Source organism: Pedobacter gandavensis, from assembly GCF_032678745.1.
Classification (GTDB): domain Bacteria; phylum Bacteroidota; class Bacteroidia; order Sphingobacteriales; family Sphingobacteriaceae; genus Pedobacter; species Pedobacter gandavensis_C.
The window spans coordinates 852333-874699 of sequence record NZ_JAVTST010000001.1 but is presented as its reverse complement, the minus strand read 5'-3'; the positions used below and the strand labels follow the sequence as shown (position 1 = coordinate 874699).

Sequence of the window (22367 nt, the reverse complement as noted above, 5' to 3'; positions counted from 1 at the left end):
ATAAAAATATCACTTTCTTTCGCCAACTTGTTGTCTCCACATGGCATAATATAATCCTTTCTGCTCCAGCAGTTCGGCATGTGAACCGGCTTCAGAAAGCTTTCCTTTCTCTAAAACATAGATCACATCGGCATGCATAATGGTCGACAATCGGTGGGCAATCACTACTGTAATCCGCTCTCTGCTCATCGAAAGATCGCGAATGGTGGAGGTGATCTCTTCCTCCGTTAAAGAATCCAGGGCGGAAGTTGCCTCGTCGAATATGAGTAGTCTCGGATTCCTCAGTAATGCCCTGGCAATGGAGATTCTTTGTTTTTCACCTCCAGAGAGCTTCAATCCGCCTTCTCCCAATAAAGTATCCATTCCTTTTTCAGATTTCGCCAAAAGGTTTGTGCAAGAAGCTTTATCTAATGCCAATAGCAATTCTTCATCCGTAGCATCTCCTTTGACAAACAAAAGATTCTCTTTGATGGTGCCTGCAAAAAGCTGCGTATCCTGTGTTACAAAACCAATTTGTCGCCTGAGTTCATTGTAACGGATCTCTCCGGAGGGAATATTGTTGAACAAAATGGAGCCGGAAACCGGCCGGTATAAACCCACCAGAAGCTTTACCAGTGTCGATTTCCCAGAGCCGGATGGACCAACAAAGGCAATCGTTTCTCCGGTGTTGACATGAAAAGATATCCCGTCAATGGCATTGCTTTGTGCTGTTTTATGACGAAAAACCACCTGATCAAAAGAAAGGTTTTGCAAAGGACCCGTTTGTCTCGGGGAATCCGGCTTGCGTTCTACTGGTTTATGCATCAATTGATCAAAACTATGAACCGAAGCTTCCACTTCCCGATAGCTGAGGATGATGTTTCCAAGGTCCTGTAAAGGACCAAAGATAGAGGTGGAGATGAATTGCATGGTGATCAGTTCACCCGTACTCAACTTATTGCGGAAGATCAGCCAGAGCAAAATGAATAGAATGGATTGTTTGAGGACATTGAGTGTGGTTCCCTGGAGAAAAGAAAGCGTCCGAACCCTTTTGGTCTTCGTCATCTCCAGATCGTAAATCTTTTGAGTCTGTAGTTTTAAACGGCGGATCTCTGGAAAGGTAAGCCCCAGACTTTTTACCAATTCGATATTTCTGAGCGACTCCGTAATTACTCCCGCCATTTTATTGGTTTCTCTATTGATAGAACGCTGTACCATTTTAATTTTCTTACTCAATAGTCCGGTTAAGGAACCTAAGACCAAAATACCAACCACAAATACCGGTACCAGCATCCAGTTTTTGGTAATGGAATACCAAATGAGAAAGCCCATACCCACAATGGAAGAAAAGAGAATGTTGATGAAAGCATTAACAAAACGTTCCGTATCAGTCTTTACTTTCTGTAGGATAGATAAGGTTTCGCCACTATGACTTTCCTCGAATTCCTGAAAGGAGAGGCGTAAGGTTTGCCGGATACCGTCATTGAAAATTTGCATGCCAAACTGCTGGACAGCCAATCGGGTGTAATATTCCTGGAATGCTTTGGCAACTCTCGCCGCAATGGCAATCGCGATCGCAATACCCAGCCAGTACAATACCCCATTAACCAATTCATCCTGACTTTTGTTGCCCGGATTACTGGCGTATTCATCGATGATCTTTCCAAAAATTATCGGGTCAGTAAGACTGAGTAGCTGTGCAATAGCGGCAAGAAGAAGCGCTAATAGCACCCACCACTTTTGTACTTTAAAATATTTCCATAGGATCGGCATAGCTAAAAGGTACTAATAATAATGGATTTTTATCATCTGTAGGTCAGCTTTTTAATATCTTTGGCTACGGAATAATCCTTTTTGCATTTATTCGGTCAAACAGTGAAAAATTGAAAAGATATGAAAAGTTCATGGTTTAAATCGTTCGTCGTTGCAGGTGCCGTTTTATTAACAAGCGGAATCACTACAACTGATGTTCTTGCCCAAAGAGGCGAGAGGCCATCGGGTGGTGGAGGCGGTGGAGCCAGACCATCTGTAAGCAGGCCTTCAACAGGTGGTAGCAGACCTTCTATAAATAGACCTTCGTCAGGAGGAAGTAACAGACCATCTATAGGTACTCCTTCAACAGGAAGCAGGCCGCCAAGTATAGACAGACCTTCAGGAAGTAACAGACCTCCGGGTGGTGATAGGCCTTCAGTTGGAAACAGACCATCAGGAAGTAATAGACCATCGGTAGGAAACAGGCCTAGTAATAGCTATAGGCCAGATTACAGGCCAAGCAGACCTGGCAGCAATTATCGTCCTGGTAACAGCTACAGACCTAATTACAGGCCTAACTATAGACCAGATTACAGACCTGGGTATAGACCGCATTACAGACCATACTACAGACCTCATTATGGTTATTATAACTATTACAGGCCTTTTATTGGTTTAAGTTTCAATGTGCTGCCTTTTGGATATTATCCATTCTATTATGGTTCTGACCGTTTTTATTTCTCTGACGGATTGTTCTACAAACAATACGATAAAGAATATAAAGTAGTAGTACCACCGGTAGGTGCAGAGGTTCCTACGCTTCCTACAGATTCAAAAGAGGTGGTGATTAATGGACAAACCTATTACGAAAGTAAAGGTGTTTATTACTCCAGCACTCAGAATGCCGAAGGAAAGCAAGTATACGTTGTTGCAGGTAAAGATGGTGTTTTGAATACCGATGGAAAAACAGTCTATGTGAATCCCGTAGCTCAGATTGGCGATATCGTAGATCAGCTGCCTGAAGATTCCAGAGAGATACTGATCAAAGGAGATACTTATTATGTAAGTCCAGATGGTGTTTATTATGAGAAATTGATAGATGGTAACAAAATCACTTATAAAGTGATTGGATTGGATAACGAGCCTATTGAGATTGAAAAATAAAATAGAGATCAGTTCTCATTTGATTCATAATACAGAAAAGCAGCAACCCTTTTGTCATTAACAAAAGGGTTGCTTTTTTTTGGCTCAATTTCTGTCCTGTTTTTTTTATGTGTTGATTAGAAATCCTCTGATCCGCCTTCTCCACCGAATTATGAATATTAGCACCTTTAATGCATTTAAAAACCGTAATTATAGATTGTATTTTACAGGACAGTCTGTTTCTCTAATCGGAACCTGGATGCAAAAGACGGCAGTGAGTTGGGTGATTTATGAGAAAACCCATTCTAATTTTATGCTGGGGCTAACGTTATTTGCCAGTCTGTTTCCCTCTTTTGTCTTTTCTTTTATTGGTGGCGTGGCTGCCGACAGATACAATCGATACAAATTACTGCTTTTAACGCAGGTGGCCTCCATGATCCAGGCGATCCTCCTCACTTTACTGATCTTCTTTAAAGATTATTCTGTCTGGGAAATCATTGCTTTAAGCGCATTATTAGGCTTAATCAATGCTTTTGATGTCCCCGCCAGACAATCATTGGTCTATGAAATGGTAGAGGACAAAAATGATTTACCCAATGCCCTTGCCTTGAATTCCTCTATGGTGAACCTTTCCAGATTAATTGGGCCAGGGATTGCCGGCTTAGCATTGGAAAAATTTGGAGAAGACATCTGTTTTGGTCTGAATGCCTTTAGCTTTATTGCGGTGATTGGCTCATTGTTGATGATGCGCTTGCCAAAATTCAAAGTAGTTCCCCGTACCAAGAATATATTTGGAGAACTAAAAGAGGGCTTCCAGTATATCAAAAGAACACCTTCCATTTCTTTTGTACTGATCATGCTGGCATTGATCAGCTTGCTTGTCCTGCCATTTAGTACACTGATTCCCGTTTATGCAAAAGATATATTTAAAGGTACAGCATCCACTTTCGGGGTAATCGATAGTGTCATCGGATTGGGGGCTTTCTGCGGAGCGATTTTCCTTGCGTCCTTAAAACCAGGTAGAAATCTAAGAAAAATCCTGGCCATCAGTACCCTGATCTTTGGCGTAGGACTGGTGTTATTCTCACACACCACTTATTATCCTGTCGCCCTGGTTTTTGCCACGATCTCCGGTTTCGGGATGATGTCGCAGATTACCATCAGCAATACACTTATCCAGACCACAGTAGATCCGGCCATGCGTGGAAGGGTCATTAGTTTCTATGCCATGGCCTTCTTTGGAATGCAACCCTTGGGCGGATTATTGGTGGGCTATTTATCTCAATTGATCGGTACCCCGGATACGGTCATGATACAAGGTTTCATCACCATCCTGATTGGTATATTGCTATTGCGTTTCCTAAGAAAAGCGAAAGAAAGAAAAGCAAAGGAATTGGCAGCTATTCATACTTAAGCGCATCAATGGTATTGGCTTTTGCGGCCTTATAGGACCTAATGGTGACTGTAATAAAGGTAAGGGTCATAGAAACGACCATCGCCAGTACAAAAGGCCATATGCTGATCTCTGTTCGGTAAGCAAAGCCTGAAAGCCATTTCGAGACAAATAAATAGGCTAGAGGCCAGGCAATCAGGTTGGCAAGGAAGACCATCATTAGAAAAGAACTGTTTAACATCCTGATCAATTCGTAATTAGAAGCACCCAATACTTTTCTAATCGCCACTTCTCTGGTTCTTTGCGAAGCGACAAATGAAACCAAGCCAAACAAACCGATAAAAGAGATGAAAATGATGACCCCGGCGAAAACACGGAACAGGATCCCGGTAATGCGCTCGCTTTCATAATATCGGTTCACATCTTCATCAACAAATTTAGACTGGAAAACATGATTGGGAAAAGTCTCATTCCATAAAGCGTTTATTTTTTCCATCGCAGGTACGACCTGTTTCGGGTCAATTTTAATGGCAGCCTGGTAATAGGCATTAGGATCTGCAAAATAGGCGACCGGAGAGATGCTGGTTTTCAAAGATTGATCATTATAATCCTTAAGCACCCCAATAATCGGTGCTTTTACACCATTCTGATCTATTATCTTACCCAGTGCCTCTTCCGGATTTAAAATGTTTGTTTTCTTTAAAAAGGTTTCATTCACCACGTAGCCTGTTGCGAAATCAGGTTTTGAATATGTTTTTCCTGCAACAAGGGCTAGTTTGAAAAGTTCAAAATAGCCGGGATCTGTATTGGCTAGTCTGATTTCAAAATCTTTATTCTCTGCACCATTAAAAGAGAAGTTCGTAGTCCACATGTCACCTGATAATGGTGCTTTCTGACAAAAACTAATCATTTGAATGCCTGGAATCTGAAGGACTCTTTCTTTAAAGTTATGTTGTTTTAGCCGACTTAAGCTATCGGTAGGGACAACTACCATCGTTACTGCTTGTTTGTCGAAGCCTAATGGTTTTTCAGTTACATACTTCATCTGCCTTAAGATCATCAAAGTGGCAATAATGAGAATGATGGTAATAGAAAACTGCAATACCACCAATACTTTTCGCAGGTTTAAGCTTCCAGAGTTTATGCTCACCTTATTCTTTATGGCCAATGCAGGACTAAATCCTGACATGATCAGTGCGGGGTAAAAGCCGGCAAGGAAGCTCACCAACAACACCAGTCCGCCAAGAAACAAGAAAATGATAGGTTCTTGAAATAAACTCAAGGACATTTTAGCCTTAAATAAATGCTCTAGTGTAGGCAGGGCAATTTCTGTCAACACACCCGCAATCAATAAGGCAAGGAGCGTAATGGTAAATGTTTCCGTTAAAAACTGCAGGATTAACTGTCCCCGTTTACTGCCCATCACTTTTCTTACGCCTACTTCTTTTGATCGGTTAATGGCCTGGGCAGTGGCCAGATTGATAAAATTGATACAAGCGGTGACCATCAGAAATAACCCAATAATCGCAAGCCCATAGAGTTCCTTTCTGCTGATGGAACTTTCCCCGAAAATCCCATAGCGCTCAACATTAAAATGAAGCTCCCTTAATCCCTGGAAAGCGTTCTTTTGATTGCCGGAAATGTTGCTATGTGCATAGTGCTTTTTATTGAACGCCGCCAGGGGCTGATCCATATCGGTAATGGATACGCCTTCTTTTAGCAAAACGTAACATTCTGTTTGTGAACTGACAGAATCCCATATGTTTTGATTTCTACCCGGATCAGTGGTATTACTGATCACAATTTTCAAAGGAAAACTGCTATTCTCCGGAAGATCCTTGAATACTCCTGTTACTTTGAGTAAGGTTTTTGTCCCATATTGAATGCTTTTACCCAATGCCTTTTCCGGGCTTCCAAAGAATTTTATAGCCGTATTTTCTGAAAGCACCACTGTATTTGGGGCCGATAATGCAGTTTGTGGGGACCCCGTGTTCAAATGAAGGTCAAAGATTTCAAAGAATTCAGGTTCCGCATAAAAGACGCTTGCTAATATTTTTAGTTTCTCTTTGCCCTGATCATCTTTGACATGTATGACTCCGCCGCTGCTGGAAATTGTGGCCACCTTTTCAATCCCTGCAAACTCATTTCTTGCTGCCGCAGGAAGTGGTCTGGGTACACCTTGCGAATAATCATCGAAGCTGGTATAGTTCCAGGTCGTTACAAATCGGTAAATGCGATGCTCATTTTTATAACCTTCATCAAAACTCAATTGATACCTAATGAAAATAAAGATGAGGATACAGCTGGTCATGCCAATAGCAAGCCCCATGATATTGATCAAGGTATATCCTTTATTCTTCCACAGATTTCTGAATGCAATTTTGAAGTTCAGTTTAAACATAATAATGATTTGTACTGCTGTTCACCAACAGTATGCCAGTTTTAATCGCCCCGCTGAAAGCCCTGATCACAGCGCTTTCAGCAAGCAGTAACTTTGTTTTCCGTTCAATAATGAACATAAATGATCGAAAACGCACAGTTTATGAAATCCGGTAGCTAGATTGTGACAGCTACATTTATATTGTCCTTTGAGTAGCTTTCTAAAATAAGTAATTTTAAAACTTGATCCCATTTCTATGAAACACTTATTTTCTGTCCTTTGTCTTTCTGCTACCTCGATCTTGCCATTGGCTGCCCAACAAACCCAAAAACCGGTATTGTACGGACGGAACTGGATGGCGATTACAGGAAAACCTTTGGCCGCTACTGCTGGTGCGATGACCTTTCAAAAAGGAGGGAATGCTGTTGATGCCGCTTGCGCGATGTTGGCTGCTACCTGTACCATGTGGGATACGCTCAGTTGGGGTGGGGAAACACAAGCCTTAATCTATAATCCAAAGACGAAAAAAGTCATCGCCATTAATGCGATGGGTGTGGCGCCAACAGGAGCAACAGTAGATTTTTTCAAAAGCAAGGGCTATAACTTCCCTCCGGAATATGGGGCTTTGGCAGCAACTACGCCCGGAACACCAGGAGGTTTGATTTATATGCTGGTCAATTTCGGTAAGCTGAGCCTTAAAGAAGTACTGGCACCAGCTATGGAAATGGCTGCTGGTTATCCGATCGAAGCTCAGGCAGCAAATAGCATTGAAAGAGGGAAAGCGCTCATCAAGGGATGGCCATATAGTAAAAAGGTCTTTCTGACTCATCCAGGTGAAAAAAGAGAAGCGCCAGAAGCAGGGGAGATCTTTGTACAAAAAGACCTTCTTGCCACTCTAACGAAAATGGTAGAAGCGGAAACTAAGGCACTCAAACAAGGGAAAAGCAGGAAAGAAGCCTTAATGGCAGCATATGATCGTTTTTATAAGGGAGACATTGCAAAGGAATTTGTACGTGGCGCGCAGGAGCAAGGTGGACTGATTACCATGGAAGATCTGGCCAAATGGAAACCGCTGGCAGAAGAACCACTACAAGTCAACTATAAAGGGATTGAGGTCTACAAATTGCAACAGTGGACACAAGGACCTGTGATGCTACAGGCTTTGAATATTCTGGAGAACTTTGACCTGAAAGGGATGGGCTTCAATAGTCCGAAATATATCCATACCCTATATCAGGCCATGAATCTTTCCTTTGCCGACCGTGATTTCTATTACGGAGATCCTGCTACAAAACCACAAGGTCCTATCAAAGGCTTACTCAGTAAGGAGTATGCAAAAGAACGTGCAAAACTCATTCAATATGATAAAAATAACCCGAACATTGGACCAGGAAATCCCTATCCATTTGAAGGAAAAACCAATCCTTACCTCAACCTCCTGCAAAAAAGAGGATATGAACTGGATACCACCAGTCGGAATTTCGCACCAAAACATGATCTTGGAAAACTCAACACTTCTTCAGATGAGCTGTATCAGGAAAGACTGCTGCTAGGGACTACCTCTATAGAATCCGCAGATAAAGAAGGTTGGGTAGTGTCGGTTACGCCAAGTGGCGGATGGCTTCCTGCCTGTATTGCAGGGGAAACAGGGATTGGGATGAGTCAGCGGATGCAAAGCTTTGTATTGGACAGCACCTTAAATCCTTTTAATGTGGTCGCTCCCGGAAAAAGACCAAGGGTTACTTTATCACCTTCTTTGGCGCTAAAAGATGGGAAACCATTTTTAGCTTCTGCCGTACAAGGCGGAGATACTCAGGATCAGAACCTGTTGCAGTTTTTCTTAAATGTAACTGAGTTTGGAATGAACGTTCAACAGGCTTCCGAAGCGGCAAATATCAATACGAATCAGCTCTGGCTATCTTTGGGAGGAACAAAAACGGAGGATAGGATGCCTAAGCCGGGACAGATTTTACTAAACAGCAATACGCCTTCAGCCACGCGCGAAGCACTTCAAAAGATGGGTTATATCTTGAGTTTCAGTGATAGGACGAGTGGCCCGATTAACGCCATTTACTTCGACTGGAAACATGGTAGCCTATGGGGAGGATCCAGCAATCATGGCGAAGACTATGGAATTGGTTGGTAGCGTTATCTTTTAATAATTCAATACCAGATCGTTGACAATAAGCGTACTATTCAATCCACCTTCATATTTTGCACCGGAAGCACTGGAAGAGAATACAATACTGATGTGGGTGATTGCCTCGCTTTCAGTAGCAAATAAGCCGCTTGGAGGAAGCTGATAGCTTGGGCTACCCGCAGGTAATGTGCCGTAAACCAATGGAACTGTAATTTTAGTCAGCTCATTTACTGTTTCTGCAGACCTGAACCAGGCGGTAGCCGATCTTTTTACCACTTGCCCGTTTCTGTTTTCCAGTAACAGGTAAATATCACAGCTGTCTACTTTATTCAAAGTCTGTCCGGCACCGTTCCTATATGGCGTACCGGGCAGATATTTATAACTTACTGAAAAACTCTTCGGTCTTGAAGTGTAAGCGATTCCAAATTTCGCAGAATTTAAAGGATTGCTGAGGTCTAACTTAAATGTACCGGTAAACAAGGTTCCGGCACCCATCCGCTGACCAGTTAGCTGTGCTAAAATACCCAGATCTTTAGTGATCATTTGAGCCGCAAGATCCCCTGAAGCAATTTCAATCGGAGTCGTATTGGCAGTAGAAAGACTGACCACCCCATCATTTCCTGTAGCCCATTCTGTATTGGCATCCAAGCCAGGCTGTTTATAATTTTTCCCGCTAGGCGTATACCAGTCATTGAAATTTGAATTGCTGAGCTGCGGATTCGCAGATTGTTTTTGTACAATTACCGTGTAGACTGCCTGTGTGCCGTCTTCTGCCGTCACCGTATAGGGTACAGGCTTGCTGAAATCCTGAGGAACCCGAAGACCGGGACTAAGTGTTGCATAGGTAGACAAGCGTACGGAGTCTGGAAATAATTTTGTCAGATCCGCATTCGCATCTACATTCAGACGGACGATTAAACTGTCCTGATTGATCAAAGTACTTCCCGACTCATTGGAAACCGTAAAATAAAGGATTTTCTTGAAGCTGGATTTTCCGAAATAAGTTTCTTTTACGCATCCGGAAGACAGCAATGCTGCTCCGGCAAGTACAAAAAAGATTGATTTATAATTTAGCATATGCTTTTTAAAATTTTAGGAGAACCTCCATTAGAAATAAGTAGAAAAACCGAAACCAATTTTTAGGATATTGATTTTAAAGTTCATATCCGTAGTGGTTACCCTGGAATCCTGCATTCCGGTGGTCTTGCTTTTTTCTACACTGGTATTGATCCCGAAAATGTCGACTGTAGTCTCAAATGCGAAGTTTTTTACAATAAATATCATTAATCCCGGTCTTAGTCCAACGCCATAAGTGTCTTTTGATGTATAGGTTCTGGTGAGCACTTCATCCACAACGCTCTCTTTTACTGAACGGTCAAATAACAATTGAATTTCCGTTTGGTTGACAATGTAAAATCTGTTTTTACGGTCCAGAGGGATAAAATTCTTAATGAATGGCCTTACACCATAGTTATTGGAAAAACTCTTGTTACTGGTTAAATTGCCATCCGCGTTTTTAATTAAATTGTTGTCTTTTGATTGGCCATAAGATAAGCCCAAACCTACGCCCAGGTTTTTTTTGATGATGTAACCACCATCCCCACGTACCGCCCAGCTGTTTTTCTTTTGATCTATATAATTGACAAAAAGGTTCTGGTCATTTACCGCATTTCTGCTACTTAATGAAAAGGTCAAAATATTAAACCTAAGTCCTTTTTCTATGACCAACCCATCCGGCTTTTCTTCTTTTGAATCGGTTTGTTGTTTGATTTCTGATTTGTATAACTGTTCCTGAGCAAAAAGGGAAGAACTGCTCCAGCAACAAAAGAAAAGTAAAATAAGGCTAATAGATCCAGGCCTTCTGAATAAGATGGCATTGGATTGGCGAATTGATTTAAGGAAAGGCATTCGTTTAGGTAGAGGATTCATTCAGTAGATTTATTTCAAAATAAGGTTTTTTTGTATTCCTTTTTTGTTACTCCTAACAAAAGTTTAGCAGGGAAAGTTTTCAAAATAAAACAAGAATAAAGTCTTTTTGGGATCAAAGTTAGCCTAAACTCATATCAGTAGAGGACAAGCAGGTTATAACGGGGATATAGTAAGGGAATACCCTTGCTGATTCTTTTGAAAAATGGGTAATTGTCTGAACCTTGCTAGGAAAAGCAGGGCAATAAAAAAGGGATATTTCCAATAAGAAGAGACTTATGGAAATATCCCTGTAAAAAGTAAGGTGTTAAAATCTACCAGAAGATACTATAAAGGGCGATAATGATCCCAATAATGATCAATGCTCCGGCAGTAAAGCCAGCATTGGTCTTAAACATTCCGCGATCTACATCCAATCCTTTAGGATTGACACCTTTTCTGTTTTCAAATAAGCTGATGACTACCATCGCAACAACGCAAATGATAAAAACAAAGCCCATTCTATCCAGGAAGGGGATTTCATAGATCATACTGCCATCCTTCTGTACCGCTAATTTCGAGAAGCCCAATTGGCTCAATCCTTCCAGGTTACAGAAATTAGGCAAGGCTTTGAAGCCTACAGAAAGTAAGAACCCACCAATCGTAGCGAACAATGCCGCATTGGAAGTTGTTCTTTTCCAGAAAAAACCTAGTAAGAACATGGCGAAAATACCTGGTGAAACAAAGCCTGTGTACTCCTGAATAAACTGGAAACCGCCTTTTTTGTCAATTCCCAATTGTGGTGCGATCACAATGGCCAGTAACATGGCTACGATAACCGTGATTCTACCAACTACCACTTGTTTGTGTTCATCAGCATCCTTACGGATCACCTTTTTGTAAATATCGAGGGTGAAAATCGTGGCAATGCTATTTGCTTTTCCTGCCAGTGAAGCTACAATTGCTGCGGTTAGAGCGGCGAATGAAAGCCCTTTCAGTCCTGCAGGAAGCAGGTTTAGCAATACCGGATAAGCCGAATCTGCATTCAGTTCACCGTTTTTCATCATTGCAGTATGGAAATTACCATAGCCTTCCTTGTACAGGACATAGGCGGCAATACCTGGCAATACCACAATAATCGGCATCAACAGTTTTAGGAAAGCGGCGAATAATAAACCGGATCTCGCGGTTTTTAGATCAGCACCCAATGCCCTTTGTGTGATGTATTGGTTGCAACCCCAGTAGTTCAGGTTCACAATCCACATCCCGCCAATCAGTACCGTTAAGCCTGGAAGGTCCATGTAATGCGGATTTTCCTGTTTAAAGATCATATGAAAATGATCTGAAGCTTTTTCCTTGACCATCGCCAAACCATTCAATACACCGGAACTGCCAAAATGAGTGGCTACGAGTTCCAGAGCAAGGTAAGTGGTAGCCAGACCACCCAGGATTAAAAAGAAAACCTGGATGACATCCGTGTAACCGATTACTTTCATTCCACCCAGGGTGATGATGATGGCAAACACCGCAAGCACGTACATACAGGCGGTGGTATTGATGCCCGAAATACTGTTGATGGCCAATGCACCCAGGTAAAGGATGGAGGTCAGGTTCACGACCACGTACAGCAGTAACCAGAACACCGCCATAATCATGGCCACTGTACTGTTGTAACGCTGCCCAAGAAACTGGGGCATGGTGTAAATTTTGTTTTTCAAATACACCGGAATGAAAAATATTGCAACGATGATGAGGGTTGCTGCAGCCATCCATTCGTAGGTGGCGATTGCAAGCCCCATAGTGAAGCCCGAACCACTCATCCCGATAAATTGCTCGGCCGAGATATTTGAAGCGATTAGAGAGGCTCCAATTGCCCACCAGGTTAGCGAGTCTTTCGCTAAAAAGAAATCTTTTGAATTCTCTTTATGGGCTTGTTTTTTCTTATAAACCGACCAGCCATAAACGGAGACAATCAGAAAATAAACCAGGAAAACGACATAGTCGTACGTACTCAATGAGTTCATATGAATTAGGTTATTTAACTTTAAATGAATCTGTTAATGATATTCTCAAGGAGTTCTTGCTGTCCACTGATGGTGTTTGGTTCGCCTTTCTCAATCGCATAATTGCGCAGGTCTTCCAGGTTTAATTTACCGTTTTCAAAATCTTTTCCGGCACCCTGGTCAAAAGATGCATAACGGTTAGCCCTGATTTTCAGGTAGTCGGAGTTTTGAAGTACCTGGTCCGCAGTCACCAATGCTCTTGCAAAAGTATCCATTCCACCGATATGCGCATAAAACAAGTCTGCAGGATCGCTAGAGTTTCTTCTGATTTTAGCATCAAAATTGATTCCTCCACCTTGCAATCCATTGGCTTCCAGTACAATCAGCATTGCTTCTGTCAACTCATTGATGTTATTTGGAAATTGATCCGTATCCCAACCATTCTGATAATCACCTCTGTTGGCATCCATAGAACCCAACAAACCTGCATCAGCAGCTACCTGTAGCTCATGTTGGAAAGTATGACCGGCAAGGGTGGCATGATTCACTTCAATGTTCAGTTTAAAATCATCCATTAAGCCGTATTGGCGAAGGAAATTACTCACCGTTGCAGCATCGTAATCGTATTGATGCTTAGATGGTTCGCATGGTTTAGGTTCAATAAAGAAAGTGCCTTTGAAGCCTTGTTTTCTGGCGTAATCTTTAGCTGCATGTAAGAATTTAGCCATATGTTCCTGCTCACGTCTCATGTTGGTGTTCAAAAGACTCATATAGCCTTCACGACCTCCCCAGAATACATAATTCTCTCCATCTAAGGCTATTGTAGCGTCTAAAGCTGATTTGACCTGCGCTGCACCATGTGCCAAAACATGAAAATCAGGGTTGGTAGCTGCACCATTCATATAACGGCGATGAGAAAATAGATTGGCAGTTCCCCAAAGTAATTTCACGCCACTTGCGGCTTGTTTTTGCTTTGCATAGTCCACAATTGCCTGTAAACGTCGTTCGTTTTCATGAACATCATTGCCGTAATCTACCAGATCTACATCATGAAAGCAGTAATAAGGCAGGTTCATCTTGGTGATGAATTCAAATGCTGCATCCATTTTATCTTTCGCACGTTCAACTGCATCAGCTTTCTCATTCCATGGATGAATGAGCGTAGGTTCTCCAAATGGATCTCCACCTGTGGCTACAAATGAATGCCAGTAGGCGCAAGCGAAGCGCAAATGATCCTTCATGGTTTTTCCTGCAATGATTCTATTTTCGTCATACCAGCGAAAAGCCAGTGGGTTGTCTGAGTTTAATCCTTCGAACTTTACTTGTCCGATTCCTTTAAAAAATTCCTTTTCTCCTGTGGTTACTGTTGTCATTGTGGTTCTATATTTTGGTGATAATAAAATGTGGTATTGGTCTTGTTTTAGGGGTATTTGTTTTTATATATATTATTGATTAATAGCTTACTGAACTTTCCTTTATGATCTTAGACTCGAGGTGTAGGAGCCAGTCCTGATACAGGTCTTCATAAGGAAGGTTTGCATTGGGTTCTATCAATTGCAAGGCTTTGATATTACTAAAAGCTGCTGCGGCATTGGGGTAGGTTCCAGCGCCAATACCGGCACCTAAAGCTGCGCCTACACTGCCATCATTTTCATAAAGTTCAACAGGAACACCGGTACTGTTCACGAAGGCTTCCAGGAACAGATCGCTTAGAAAGAGGTTCGCTTTTCCGGCTCTGATCACCTTTGGTTGTAGCCCATTGCTGCGCATAATGTCCAATCCGTAGCGGAACGAAAAGGCAATTCCTTCTTGTACTGCCCTGAAAATATGAGGGGTACTGTGGAGGTTAAAATCGATGTTTTGTAAATGCCCGCCTACAATCTGATTGTTGAGCATGCGTTCTGCACCATTTCCAAAGGGCAGGATTCGCAGTCCTTCTGCACCTATAGCGATTTTCTTTGCTGCGGTATTGATCTCGTCATAAGATTTACCGGGAGCAACTAAGCTTTTTGCCCATCGGTTCATACTGCCAGTACCATTGATACAGAGTAGGATACCCAGTCTTTTTTCGTTTTCAGTATAGTTGACATGCGCAAAGGTGTTTACCCTGGATTGTGGATCGTAGCTCAGCTGGTCGCTAATGCCATAGATCACACCCGAGGTGCCTGCTGTCGCTGCAACTTCTCCAGGCTCCAATACATTCAGAGAAAGTGCGTTGTTGGGCTGGTCTCCGGATTTGTAACTTACCGGAATACCGGCTTTTAAGCCAAATAGGGCTGCTGCTGAACTGCTGACGCGGCCGTGTTCAGAAAATACAGGTTTGATTTCCGGGATCAGATTTCGGTCGAAACCGTAATGGTCCATCAATGCCTCAGATAGCGTATCAGATTGAAAGTCCCAGAAAACGCCTTCCGATAGTGCTGAAATGCTAGTCGTGATGTTGGAACTGAGTTTCATGGCAATAAAATCCCCTGGAAGCATCACTTTATCTATTTTAGCATAGCATTCCGGTTCATTTTGTTTCACCCAGGCCAGCTTTGAAGCGGTAAAATTACCGGGTGAATTGAGGAGATGACTCAGGCAATACTCATGACCTAATTGATCAAATGCTTCGTTTCCAAGGCTTACAGCTCTGCTGTCGCACCAAATGATACTATTTCTGAGCAGCTGCTGATCTTTGTCTACCAACACCAATCCATGCATTTGATAGGCAATTCCAATCGCAGAAATGTCCAATGGCTGGAAGTTCGCTTTCTTTTTGCAAAGTTCAAATGCTTGTTGGGTATGTGCCCACCACAGCTCCGGATCTTGTTCCGCCCATCCCGGATGGGGGGCATGAATGGTAGCTTCTTCCTCCGGATATTGTGCGGTAGCAATGGTTTGTTGTGTTTGCGCGTCTACAACGGCCACCTTGATAGAGGAGGTGCCAATGTCTATTCCCAGTAATAACATATCGTATTGTTCTAATGGATTTTATGGAATGAATATTTGGTTATCAGGAAACGAATTTAGGAGAAAGTTTCATAATTGCAATCGATTGCCTAAAATATTTTTGTATTTTTACTTTCCATATGAAGCGTCAGAAAAGAACAACTATATACGATATTGCTCAAAAGCTCAATTTAGCGGCATCTTCTGTGTCCAGAGCGCTGAGTGATAGCGACAAAATTAATGCAGAGACGAAAGCATTGGTGCTTAAAACTGCTGCTGAGATGAACTATCAGCAGAATGCGATGGCTTCAAACCTCAGGAAAGGTAGTAATCCAACGATTGGCGTGGTGGTTCCCCGAATTAATCAGTATTTCTTTTCCAATATCATTGCTGGTTTAGAGGAAGTTACTTTTAGCAAAGGCTATAATCTGGTGATCTGCCAGTCTAATGAGCTACATGCGCGTGAAGTAGAGGGAGTGAATGCCCTGGTGAACCAGAATGTAAGTGGGATAGTGATTTCTATTGCCGCAGAAAAAGGCAGTTCAGACCATTTACAACAGGTTTTAGACCGAAACATTCAATTGATTCAGTTTGACCGTGTGGTAGAGGAACTCGAAACCTTTAAGGTGGTCAACGACAATCATAAAGCTGCTTACGAGGCTGTGAAGCACTTAATTGAGCAAGGTTATCGCAGGATTGCCTTATTGGAAGGCCCTCAGGAATTACACATTTTCAGAGAACGTAAAGAAGGATATATCGCGGCGCTTCAGGACCATGGTTTTCCAATTCTGGAGGAACTGATGTATGCCAATGCCTGGACAAAAGAACTGGGTGCGGTAGCCACAGCAAAATTATTGGAAATGGTACATCCGCCAGATGCAATTTTTGCTTCTACCTCGGACTTTGCGGCTCTAGGGGTGTTAGAAGCCGCAACAGCTAAGGGAATGCGCATTCCGGAAGAACTTGGGATCTGCGGGTATTCTAATGAGCCCTTTACAGAAATTACCAGTCCTTCCATCACCACCATCGACCAGTTTAGCGTGGAAATGGGGAAGACCATCGGGAACCTTCATTTTCAGGAAATCGAAAACTCTGGTATGGTGATCAAAAAAACAGTAAACATTAAACCAAAATTGATCATCAGGAAGTCTAGTTTGCGGATGTAGAACTTATGAGTTGGACTTGATGATGGGTGAGTTTTTTGTTAATCTAAGAGATTAGTTATTGTTTTAATTGTATCTGATTATTAGACTATTATGTATTTTAATCGGACACAATGTCATGCTGAAAAAAACAAACGCTTAAACCCTTTTATTCCATTCTATGTTCTTTTCTAAGCTCCACTGCAGCTCCATACTCTCGGCTGTGCGGAGGCAAATTTACTTGTCAGTTTCAGGCAGAAAGGATATTGCCAATGTTACAAATGAGGCCGATAATTGAACAACTATTCTGAAAGAGTACTATAACTGGGACTGGCCTGCTTGCTGCCGGACTGTACCGTTGTATGCTGGAAATGAAAAAAGATGAAAGTATATAAGGCTCCTTTCAAGGCCAACCTCAAGACCTTTAAGGCCTGTGTAAGCTGATTTTCTACGCTGCGTTTAGAAATCCCCAGCTGTCTGGCAATCTCGTCATTACTCAGGTTTTTTATTCTGCTGAGGATAAAAACCTCTTTGCATCGTTTAGGAAGGGTGTTGAGTACGTCCTCCAGATTTCTGCTGATCTCTTCATCCCGCATTTTTTCTTCCCCTTGATTCCGTACCCAGTTCAAATGTGGAACCTGGTCATAATCTTCAATGAGTTGAATAGGGTTCAGTTTTTCCTTTCGGATCACCTTATACACCTGATACCTGGCTGCAGAAGTCAGGTAATGGCTAAAAGAAACTACTTCCAGCGTTTCTCGTTTCTGCCAGATGTTCAGAAAAATATTGTGTACAATCTCTTTGCAGGCTTCTTCGTTTTTCAAATAACCATAACAGGTACTGTAGATTTTCTCCCAATACCGCTCAAACAATAAATCAAAAGCCTTACTGTTTTCCTGCTGAATTTTGCCCCATAATTCCTGATCAGAAGGTATCCGTCTTGTCATACATAATTTGTCCCGTTTTAAATGTAATAATTTTTTGACACGGACATTGATAATGAAGATTTATTTTTTTTTTTACAAAAGTAGGTGTGTGCGGCGAAGAATAGGACACTATATAGGTAACACCAAGTATATACGTATGTCCGAAAAAGAGTTTATAGCGCTTTACGAACAATATCTGCAAGGCAAATGTAGCCCAGAAGAGATCCTGCTGCTGGAAAGCTATCAGGATGATTTTCAATGGAAAACATGGACTGCAGATCTTGGCAATAAAGAAAGGATTCATGATGAGATCTACCAGCGGCTCCATCAGGAAATGAATCCGCTTGTCTTTCAAACAAGGTTTTCTTCCAAACGCTGGGTGATTGCCGCTTCGCTATTCTTGATTTGTAGCACTGGAATAGGTTATTTCTATCTACAAAAACAGCATGTCGAAACAGCCTCTGCCTTGAATGCTCAGGTGTTTGAAACCAAATCCGGAGAGAAAAAACAAATTCAATTGCAGGATGGGACCAAAGTATGGCTCAATGCGGGAAGTAAATTGACCCTGGCTAAGGATTTTAATGCCGATGACAGAGCAGTTGATCTCGTAGGAGAAGCCTATTTTGATGTCACACATTCCGCAGATAAGCCTTTTACAGTCCACACCAAAGTATTTAACCTGAATGTACTGGGGACCGCTTTTAATGTGAAAGCCTATCCCGCTGATCAGGAAGCAACAGCCACATTGATCCGGGGCTCTATCTCTATGCGGGGACTGACAAAGGATTCCAAAATGATTACCCTTAAGCCAAGTGAAAAAGCCGTCTTTTTAAACCCGGATAAACTCATTGCTGCGCAGCGGGAAGCTCAACCGCATTTGAATAAGCTTCCAAAAGTGAGTATACAGCGTTTTACTCAAAAAACCGACAGTACCATTATAGAAACGGCATGGATCAACAACCGTCTGGAGATGTACGACCAGACTTTTGGGGAGATGAAAGAGGTATTGGAAAGGTGGTTTAATGTAGAAATCAAGTTTAAGTCTAAAGCAGTAGAAAACTACCGTTTCAGGGCCAATTATAATAATGAAAGCATCACAGATGTTTTAAATTCCTTACAACAAACACAACATTTTAAATATGAATTGAAAGATAGAACCGTAACGATCTCTAAATAAAAAAGAGCGGTGTTGAAGCACCGCCCTTTATAAATTTTGATCGTCAATTTCTGACAGTTGCCAACGCAAAATCGGCTGTCAAAAAACCTGCAAACCAAAAACCAAAAATATGATAATTTATTACTTCCACAAACAGCGGTCTTGGCCTAGACCGCTCATCAAATTCATTATGCTCATGAAGCTCACGTTTTTTACGGTGTTGATCACATGCCTTAATGTTTCTGCGAGTGTTTTTTCACAAGAGAAAGTCTCTTTTGAGGTGAAAAACACCAGTATTGAAAATGTATTGAGAACCATTGAAAAACAGAGCCGTTATTATTTTGTCTACAGTTCTAATTTTGTACCAGCCTCAAAAAATGTCAGTTTAAAAGTAAAGGACGGATTGGTTCTGGATGTCCTGAAAGATGTCCTCAAAGATACAGACCTGAAGTTTTCTGTTTCCGGTACTGGCCTGGTCGTGATTTCTAATCAGAATATGGCCTTCAATGATGTGCTCGTTACCGGTGCTGTAAAAGACAGTTCCGGTGTGGCTATGCCAGGGGTAACCATCCTGGTAAAAGGTACTAAACGAGGGACATCAAGCGATCAACAGGGGAAATTTGCATTGAGTGTACCTGAGCAATCTGTACTGATATTTTCATTAGTGGGCTATCAGACCGTAGAAAGAACAGTAACTGCGGGTACAAAAACCATCAATGTAACCCTGATAGAAAGCAACAACAATCTCGACGATGTGGTGGTAGTTGGTTATGGAACTTCCACGAAAAGGAAAATCAACAGCTCTATTGCAACTTTACCAATGGATAATGTAGCACCATTACCGGTTCAGTCTATCAATGATGCCGTTGCTGGAAGGATTCCCGGAATAATTGTAACGAGTTCCACAGGATCACCAGGTTCAAAAAGTACGGTTTCCATTCGTGGTGGCGGAACACCTTTATATGTAATTGATAACCAGGTTCGCAGTCAGAACGACTTTACGAACCTGAATCCAAATGATATTGAGTCTTATTCCGTGTTGAAAGACGTAGGTGCTACCGCATTATATGGACAACAAGGGGCAAACGGAATCATCATGGTGACCACAAAAAAAGGAAAAGAAGGAAAAATCGACATCAATTACTCTTTCAACCAGATTTTCTCTTCCCCAACTTTATTCCCTAAAAAGCTGAGTTCTTATGAGAATCTAAAGTCAATCAATGAGGTTTACCTGGCGGAGGGCAGAACTCAACCTACTTCTGATGCAATTCTCGCTTTATACCAGGATCAGTCGCAACCTTTCTTATATCCAAATACCGACTGGCAGAAATTGGCTTTAAAAAAATATGCTTTAGAGTCGCGTCATGACCTTTCCGTAACTTCCGGCACAAAAGCATTAACTTATTATGCTTCCGGATCTTACTTTAAGCAGGGAACGAACCTTAGAACCGACAACAACTACAACGAGCGTTTTACCTATCGTTTAAATACGGTTAGCGAATTCGAAAAGATTCATTTAAAAGTAACCACAGGATTGGATGGTTACGTGGAGAACAATATGGTTCCAAACTCGGGAACGGCCGGTTCATATGGTGCAATTTATCAGCACATTCAGCAAAAAGCCTCGAAACAACTTGCAATGAATGAGTTTGGTTTACCTTATTCGGGTACTACAGATAATCCGATTGTAGAACTGTCACCATTATCCGGGTACAATAAAAACTCCTCCAGAATTTTCAATGGTATCCTAGGATTAGATTATGCAGCTCCATTCCTGCCTGGTCTAAACTTAAAAGCCACGGGAAGTTATAACATGTGGAACTCCATTGGAAAATCCTGGAATGTTTCTGCACCTAGTTACTTACTCAACAGTACTGTGGCCATTCCTGGTGCAGCACCATCTCTAACAGGAGTAAGGGGTGACGGTACGAATTTCAACCTGCAAGGTTTCATTACTTATAACAAGAGCTTTGGAGACCATAACATTGATTTCACCGGCGTGTATGAGCAATCAAAGCTGACCAGTAATTCATTACTTGCGAGAAGAAGGAATTATCAGATCATTTATGATCAGTTTAATGCCGGACCGACACTAGACCAGGAGGCTGATGGTTCAGAATATGAAACCGCAAGAGCAGGCTATGTTGGACGTTTATCCTACAATTTCAAGAACAAGTACTTTGTAGACGGAACCATTCGCTATGATGGAAACAGTGCTTTTCCAAAAGGCAAACAATGGGGAACATTTTATTCTGTATCTGGAGGGTACATTATTTCTGAAGAGAAATTTATGGCCAGCCTGAAAGAAAAACATATTCTTGATTACCTGAAAATACGGGGGTCATTTGGTTTGGTAGGGCAATTGGGTGGTTCGGCGGTGAATAGTGATGGAGTTAACCTATATGCATACGTTCCCGGATATTCAGTAAACGCTAATGCATGGGTAGTAAATGGTAATTTGGTACAAGGTACTTCGGAGCCTGGTTCCCTGGCCAGTAATAGTTTCTCCTGGTATAGCGATCGTGAGCGGAATATCGGAATTGACCTTGGCTCTTTAGATAATCGTCTGACCGCCTCTGTTGATTATTTTTACAAACGTACCACAGGTTATGTAACTGCAGATCCAAAATTCTCTGCTACATTGGGTATCGGTTTACCGCCAATTAACTTTAAAGATGCTGCTTTACGTAGAGAAGGCGCTGAACTTGGCCTTGCATGGAACGATAAAGTAAGCGACTTTACTTATAAAGTTGGACTTAACTTCACTTATTTCAATGAACTCTGGGAGCGTACGACAGGTGAAGATGAGAATGCATTAAAAAATCCATACACCAGGATTTCCGGTACAGATCAATCCACCTTGCAACAGGGGTATAACAACCTTGGCTACTATGGCAATAATGCCGATCTGTTAATGGGGGCAAGAAGGGTAAGTTCTGTCAATGTAGTTGCCGGAGATTTAAAATATGCCGATAACAATGGTGATGGTAAAATTGATGCTTCTGATTTCAGAAATATTGGGAACAGCACCAAACCTCGAATCAATTACGGTCTGACCATGGACTTTGGTTATAAAGGGTTTTACCTGACTGCAGTGGTAATGGGTTCTGGAAACCGCGACCGCTATCTGGGTTCGATTATTCAGGGAACTTCCCCACAAGGGATTTTAATCTATCCTTACCAACAGGATTACTGGAGACAGGACAATACCGACGCTTTATTCCCACGTCAGATATCTGCAGCGGGTGTGAATGGTGGTAATAATGGAGTGACGAGTGATTTTTGGATTTTAAAATCAAAATTCCTGCGATTGAAGTACCTACAGTTTGGTTATGACTTTAAAAATTCTATGCTGAAAAACTCCCCATTGAAAAACTGCAAGCTGTTTGTTTCAGGAACCAATTTGTTGACTTTCTCTAAAAGTAAAGATTACTTCATTGATCCGGAATCTGATCAGAATAATGAAGGCTATCCAATTCAGCGTACCCTTTCATTTGGCTTAAACGTTGGTTTTTAA

General features: G+C 41.9%; 14 protein-coding genes. 6 read left to right on the top strand and 8 right to left on the bottom strand.

The features are described from left to right. Positions 1 to 9: 9 nt before the first annotated feature. Positions 10 to 1752, bottom strand: a complete 1743-nt coding sequence (locus tag R2S10_RS03410) for an ABC transporter ATP-binding protein (protein ID WP_316839037.1) — start codon at positions 1750 to 1752, stop codon at positions 10 to 12. A gap of 120 nt (positions 1753 to 1872) precedes the next feature. Between R2S10_RS03410 and R2S10_RS03405 the strand changes: the two genes are divergently transcribed. Next, a complete protein-coding gene (locus R2S10_RS03405; RefSeq protein ID WP_316839036.1) occupies positions 1873 to 2895 on the top strand; it encodes a DUF6515 family protein in 1023 nt (340 codons plus the stop codon). A gap of 151 nt (positions 2896 to 3046) precedes the next feature. Next, positions 3047 to 4288, top strand: coding sequence for an MFS transporter (locus tag R2S10_RS03400; protein ID WP_316839035.1), 1242 nt, complete (start codon positions 3047 to 3049; stop codon positions 4286 to 4288). Here the strand turns inward: R2S10_RS03400 and R2S10_RS03395 are convergent. Further along, the gene (locus R2S10_RS03395; protein WP_316839034.1) at positions 4275 to 6668 is read right to left on the bottom strand and encodes an ABC transporter permease; all 2394 of its coding nucleotides are present in this window, start codon (positions 6666 to 6668) and stop codon (positions 4275 to 4277) included. The genes R2S10_RS03400 and R2S10_RS03395 overlap by 14 nt on opposite strands. Positions 6669 to 6903: 235 nt before the next feature. Between R2S10_RS03395 and R2S10_RS03390 the strand changes: the two genes are divergently transcribed. Beyond that, positions 6904 to 8793, top strand: a complete 1890-nt coding sequence (locus tag R2S10_RS03390; RefSeq protein ID WP_316839033.1) for a gamma-glutamyltransferase family protein — start codon at positions 6904 to 6906, stop codon at positions 8791 to 8793. 9 nt (positions 8794 to 8802) lie between these two features. On the opposite strand, the gene R2S10_RS03385 is transcribed toward R2S10_RS03390, so the two are convergent. The 5 genes from R2S10_RS03385 to R2S10_RS03365 form a co-directional block, all read right to left on the bottom strand. Further along, the gene (locus tag R2S10_RS03385) at positions 8803 to 9864 is read right to left on the bottom strand and encodes a PCMD domain-containing protein (protein ID WP_316839032.1); all 1062 of its coding nucleotides are present in this window, start codon (positions 9862 to 9864) and stop codon (positions 8803 to 8805) included. Positions 9865 to 9894: 30 nt separating this feature from the next. Next, entirely contained in the window at positions 9895 to 10716 is an 822-nt protein-coding gene (locus R2S10_RS03380; protein WP_316839031.1) for a hypothetical protein, read from the bottom strand. Between the two features lie 311 nt (positions 10717 to 11027). Next, positions 11028 to 12716, bottom strand: coding sequence for a sodium/sugar symporter (locus R2S10_RS03375; protein WP_316839030.1), 1689 nt, complete (start codon positions 12714 to 12716; stop codon positions 11028 to 11030). Positions 12717 to 12736: 20 nt separating this feature from the next. Then, a complete protein-coding gene (gene xylA, locus R2S10_RS03370) occupies positions 12737 to 14068 on the bottom strand; it encodes a xylose isomerase (RefSeq protein ID WP_316839029.1) in 1332 nt (443 codons plus the stop codon). Positions 14069 to 14147: 79 nt separating this feature from the next. Further along, on the bottom strand, positions 14148 to 15647 hold the full coding sequence (locus R2S10_RS03365) for a xylulokinase (RefSeq protein WP_316839028.1): 1500 nt from the start codon (positions 15645 to 15647) through the stop codon (positions 14148 to 14150). A gap of 119 nt (positions 15648 to 15766) precedes the next feature. Here R2S10_RS03365 and R2S10_RS03360 point away from each other — a divergent pair, with 119 nt between their 5' ends. Further along, entirely contained in the window at positions 15767 to 16792 is a 1026-nt protein-coding gene (locus tag R2S10_RS03360; RefSeq protein WP_316839027.1) for a LacI family DNA-binding transcriptional regulator, read from the top strand. Between the two features lie 278 nt (positions 16793 to 17070). On the opposite strand, the gene R2S10_RS03355 is transcribed toward R2S10_RS03360, so the two are convergent. Next, positions 17071 to 17715 (bottom strand): RNA polymerase sigma-70 factor, encoded by a 645-nt coding sequence (locus R2S10_RS03355; RefSeq protein WP_316839026.1) that lies wholly within the window; start codon positions 17713 to 17715, stop codon positions 17071 to 17073. A gap of 136 nt (positions 17716 to 17851) precedes the next feature. Here R2S10_RS03355 and R2S10_RS03350 point away from each other — a divergent pair, with 136 nt between their 5' ends. Both R2S10_RS03350 and R2S10_RS03345 read left to right on the top strand, forming a co-directional pair. Further along, positions 17852 to 18871 (top strand): FecR family protein, encoded by a 1020-nt coding sequence (locus R2S10_RS03350; protein ID WP_316839025.1) that lies wholly within the window; start codon positions 17852 to 17854, stop codon positions 18869 to 18871. 175 nt (positions 18872 to 19046) lie between these two features. Next, complete coding sequence (locus tag R2S10_RS03345; protein WP_316839024.1) at positions 19047 to 22367, top strand: TonB-dependent receptor; 3321 nt, start codon at positions 19047 to 19049, stop codon at positions 22365 to 22367.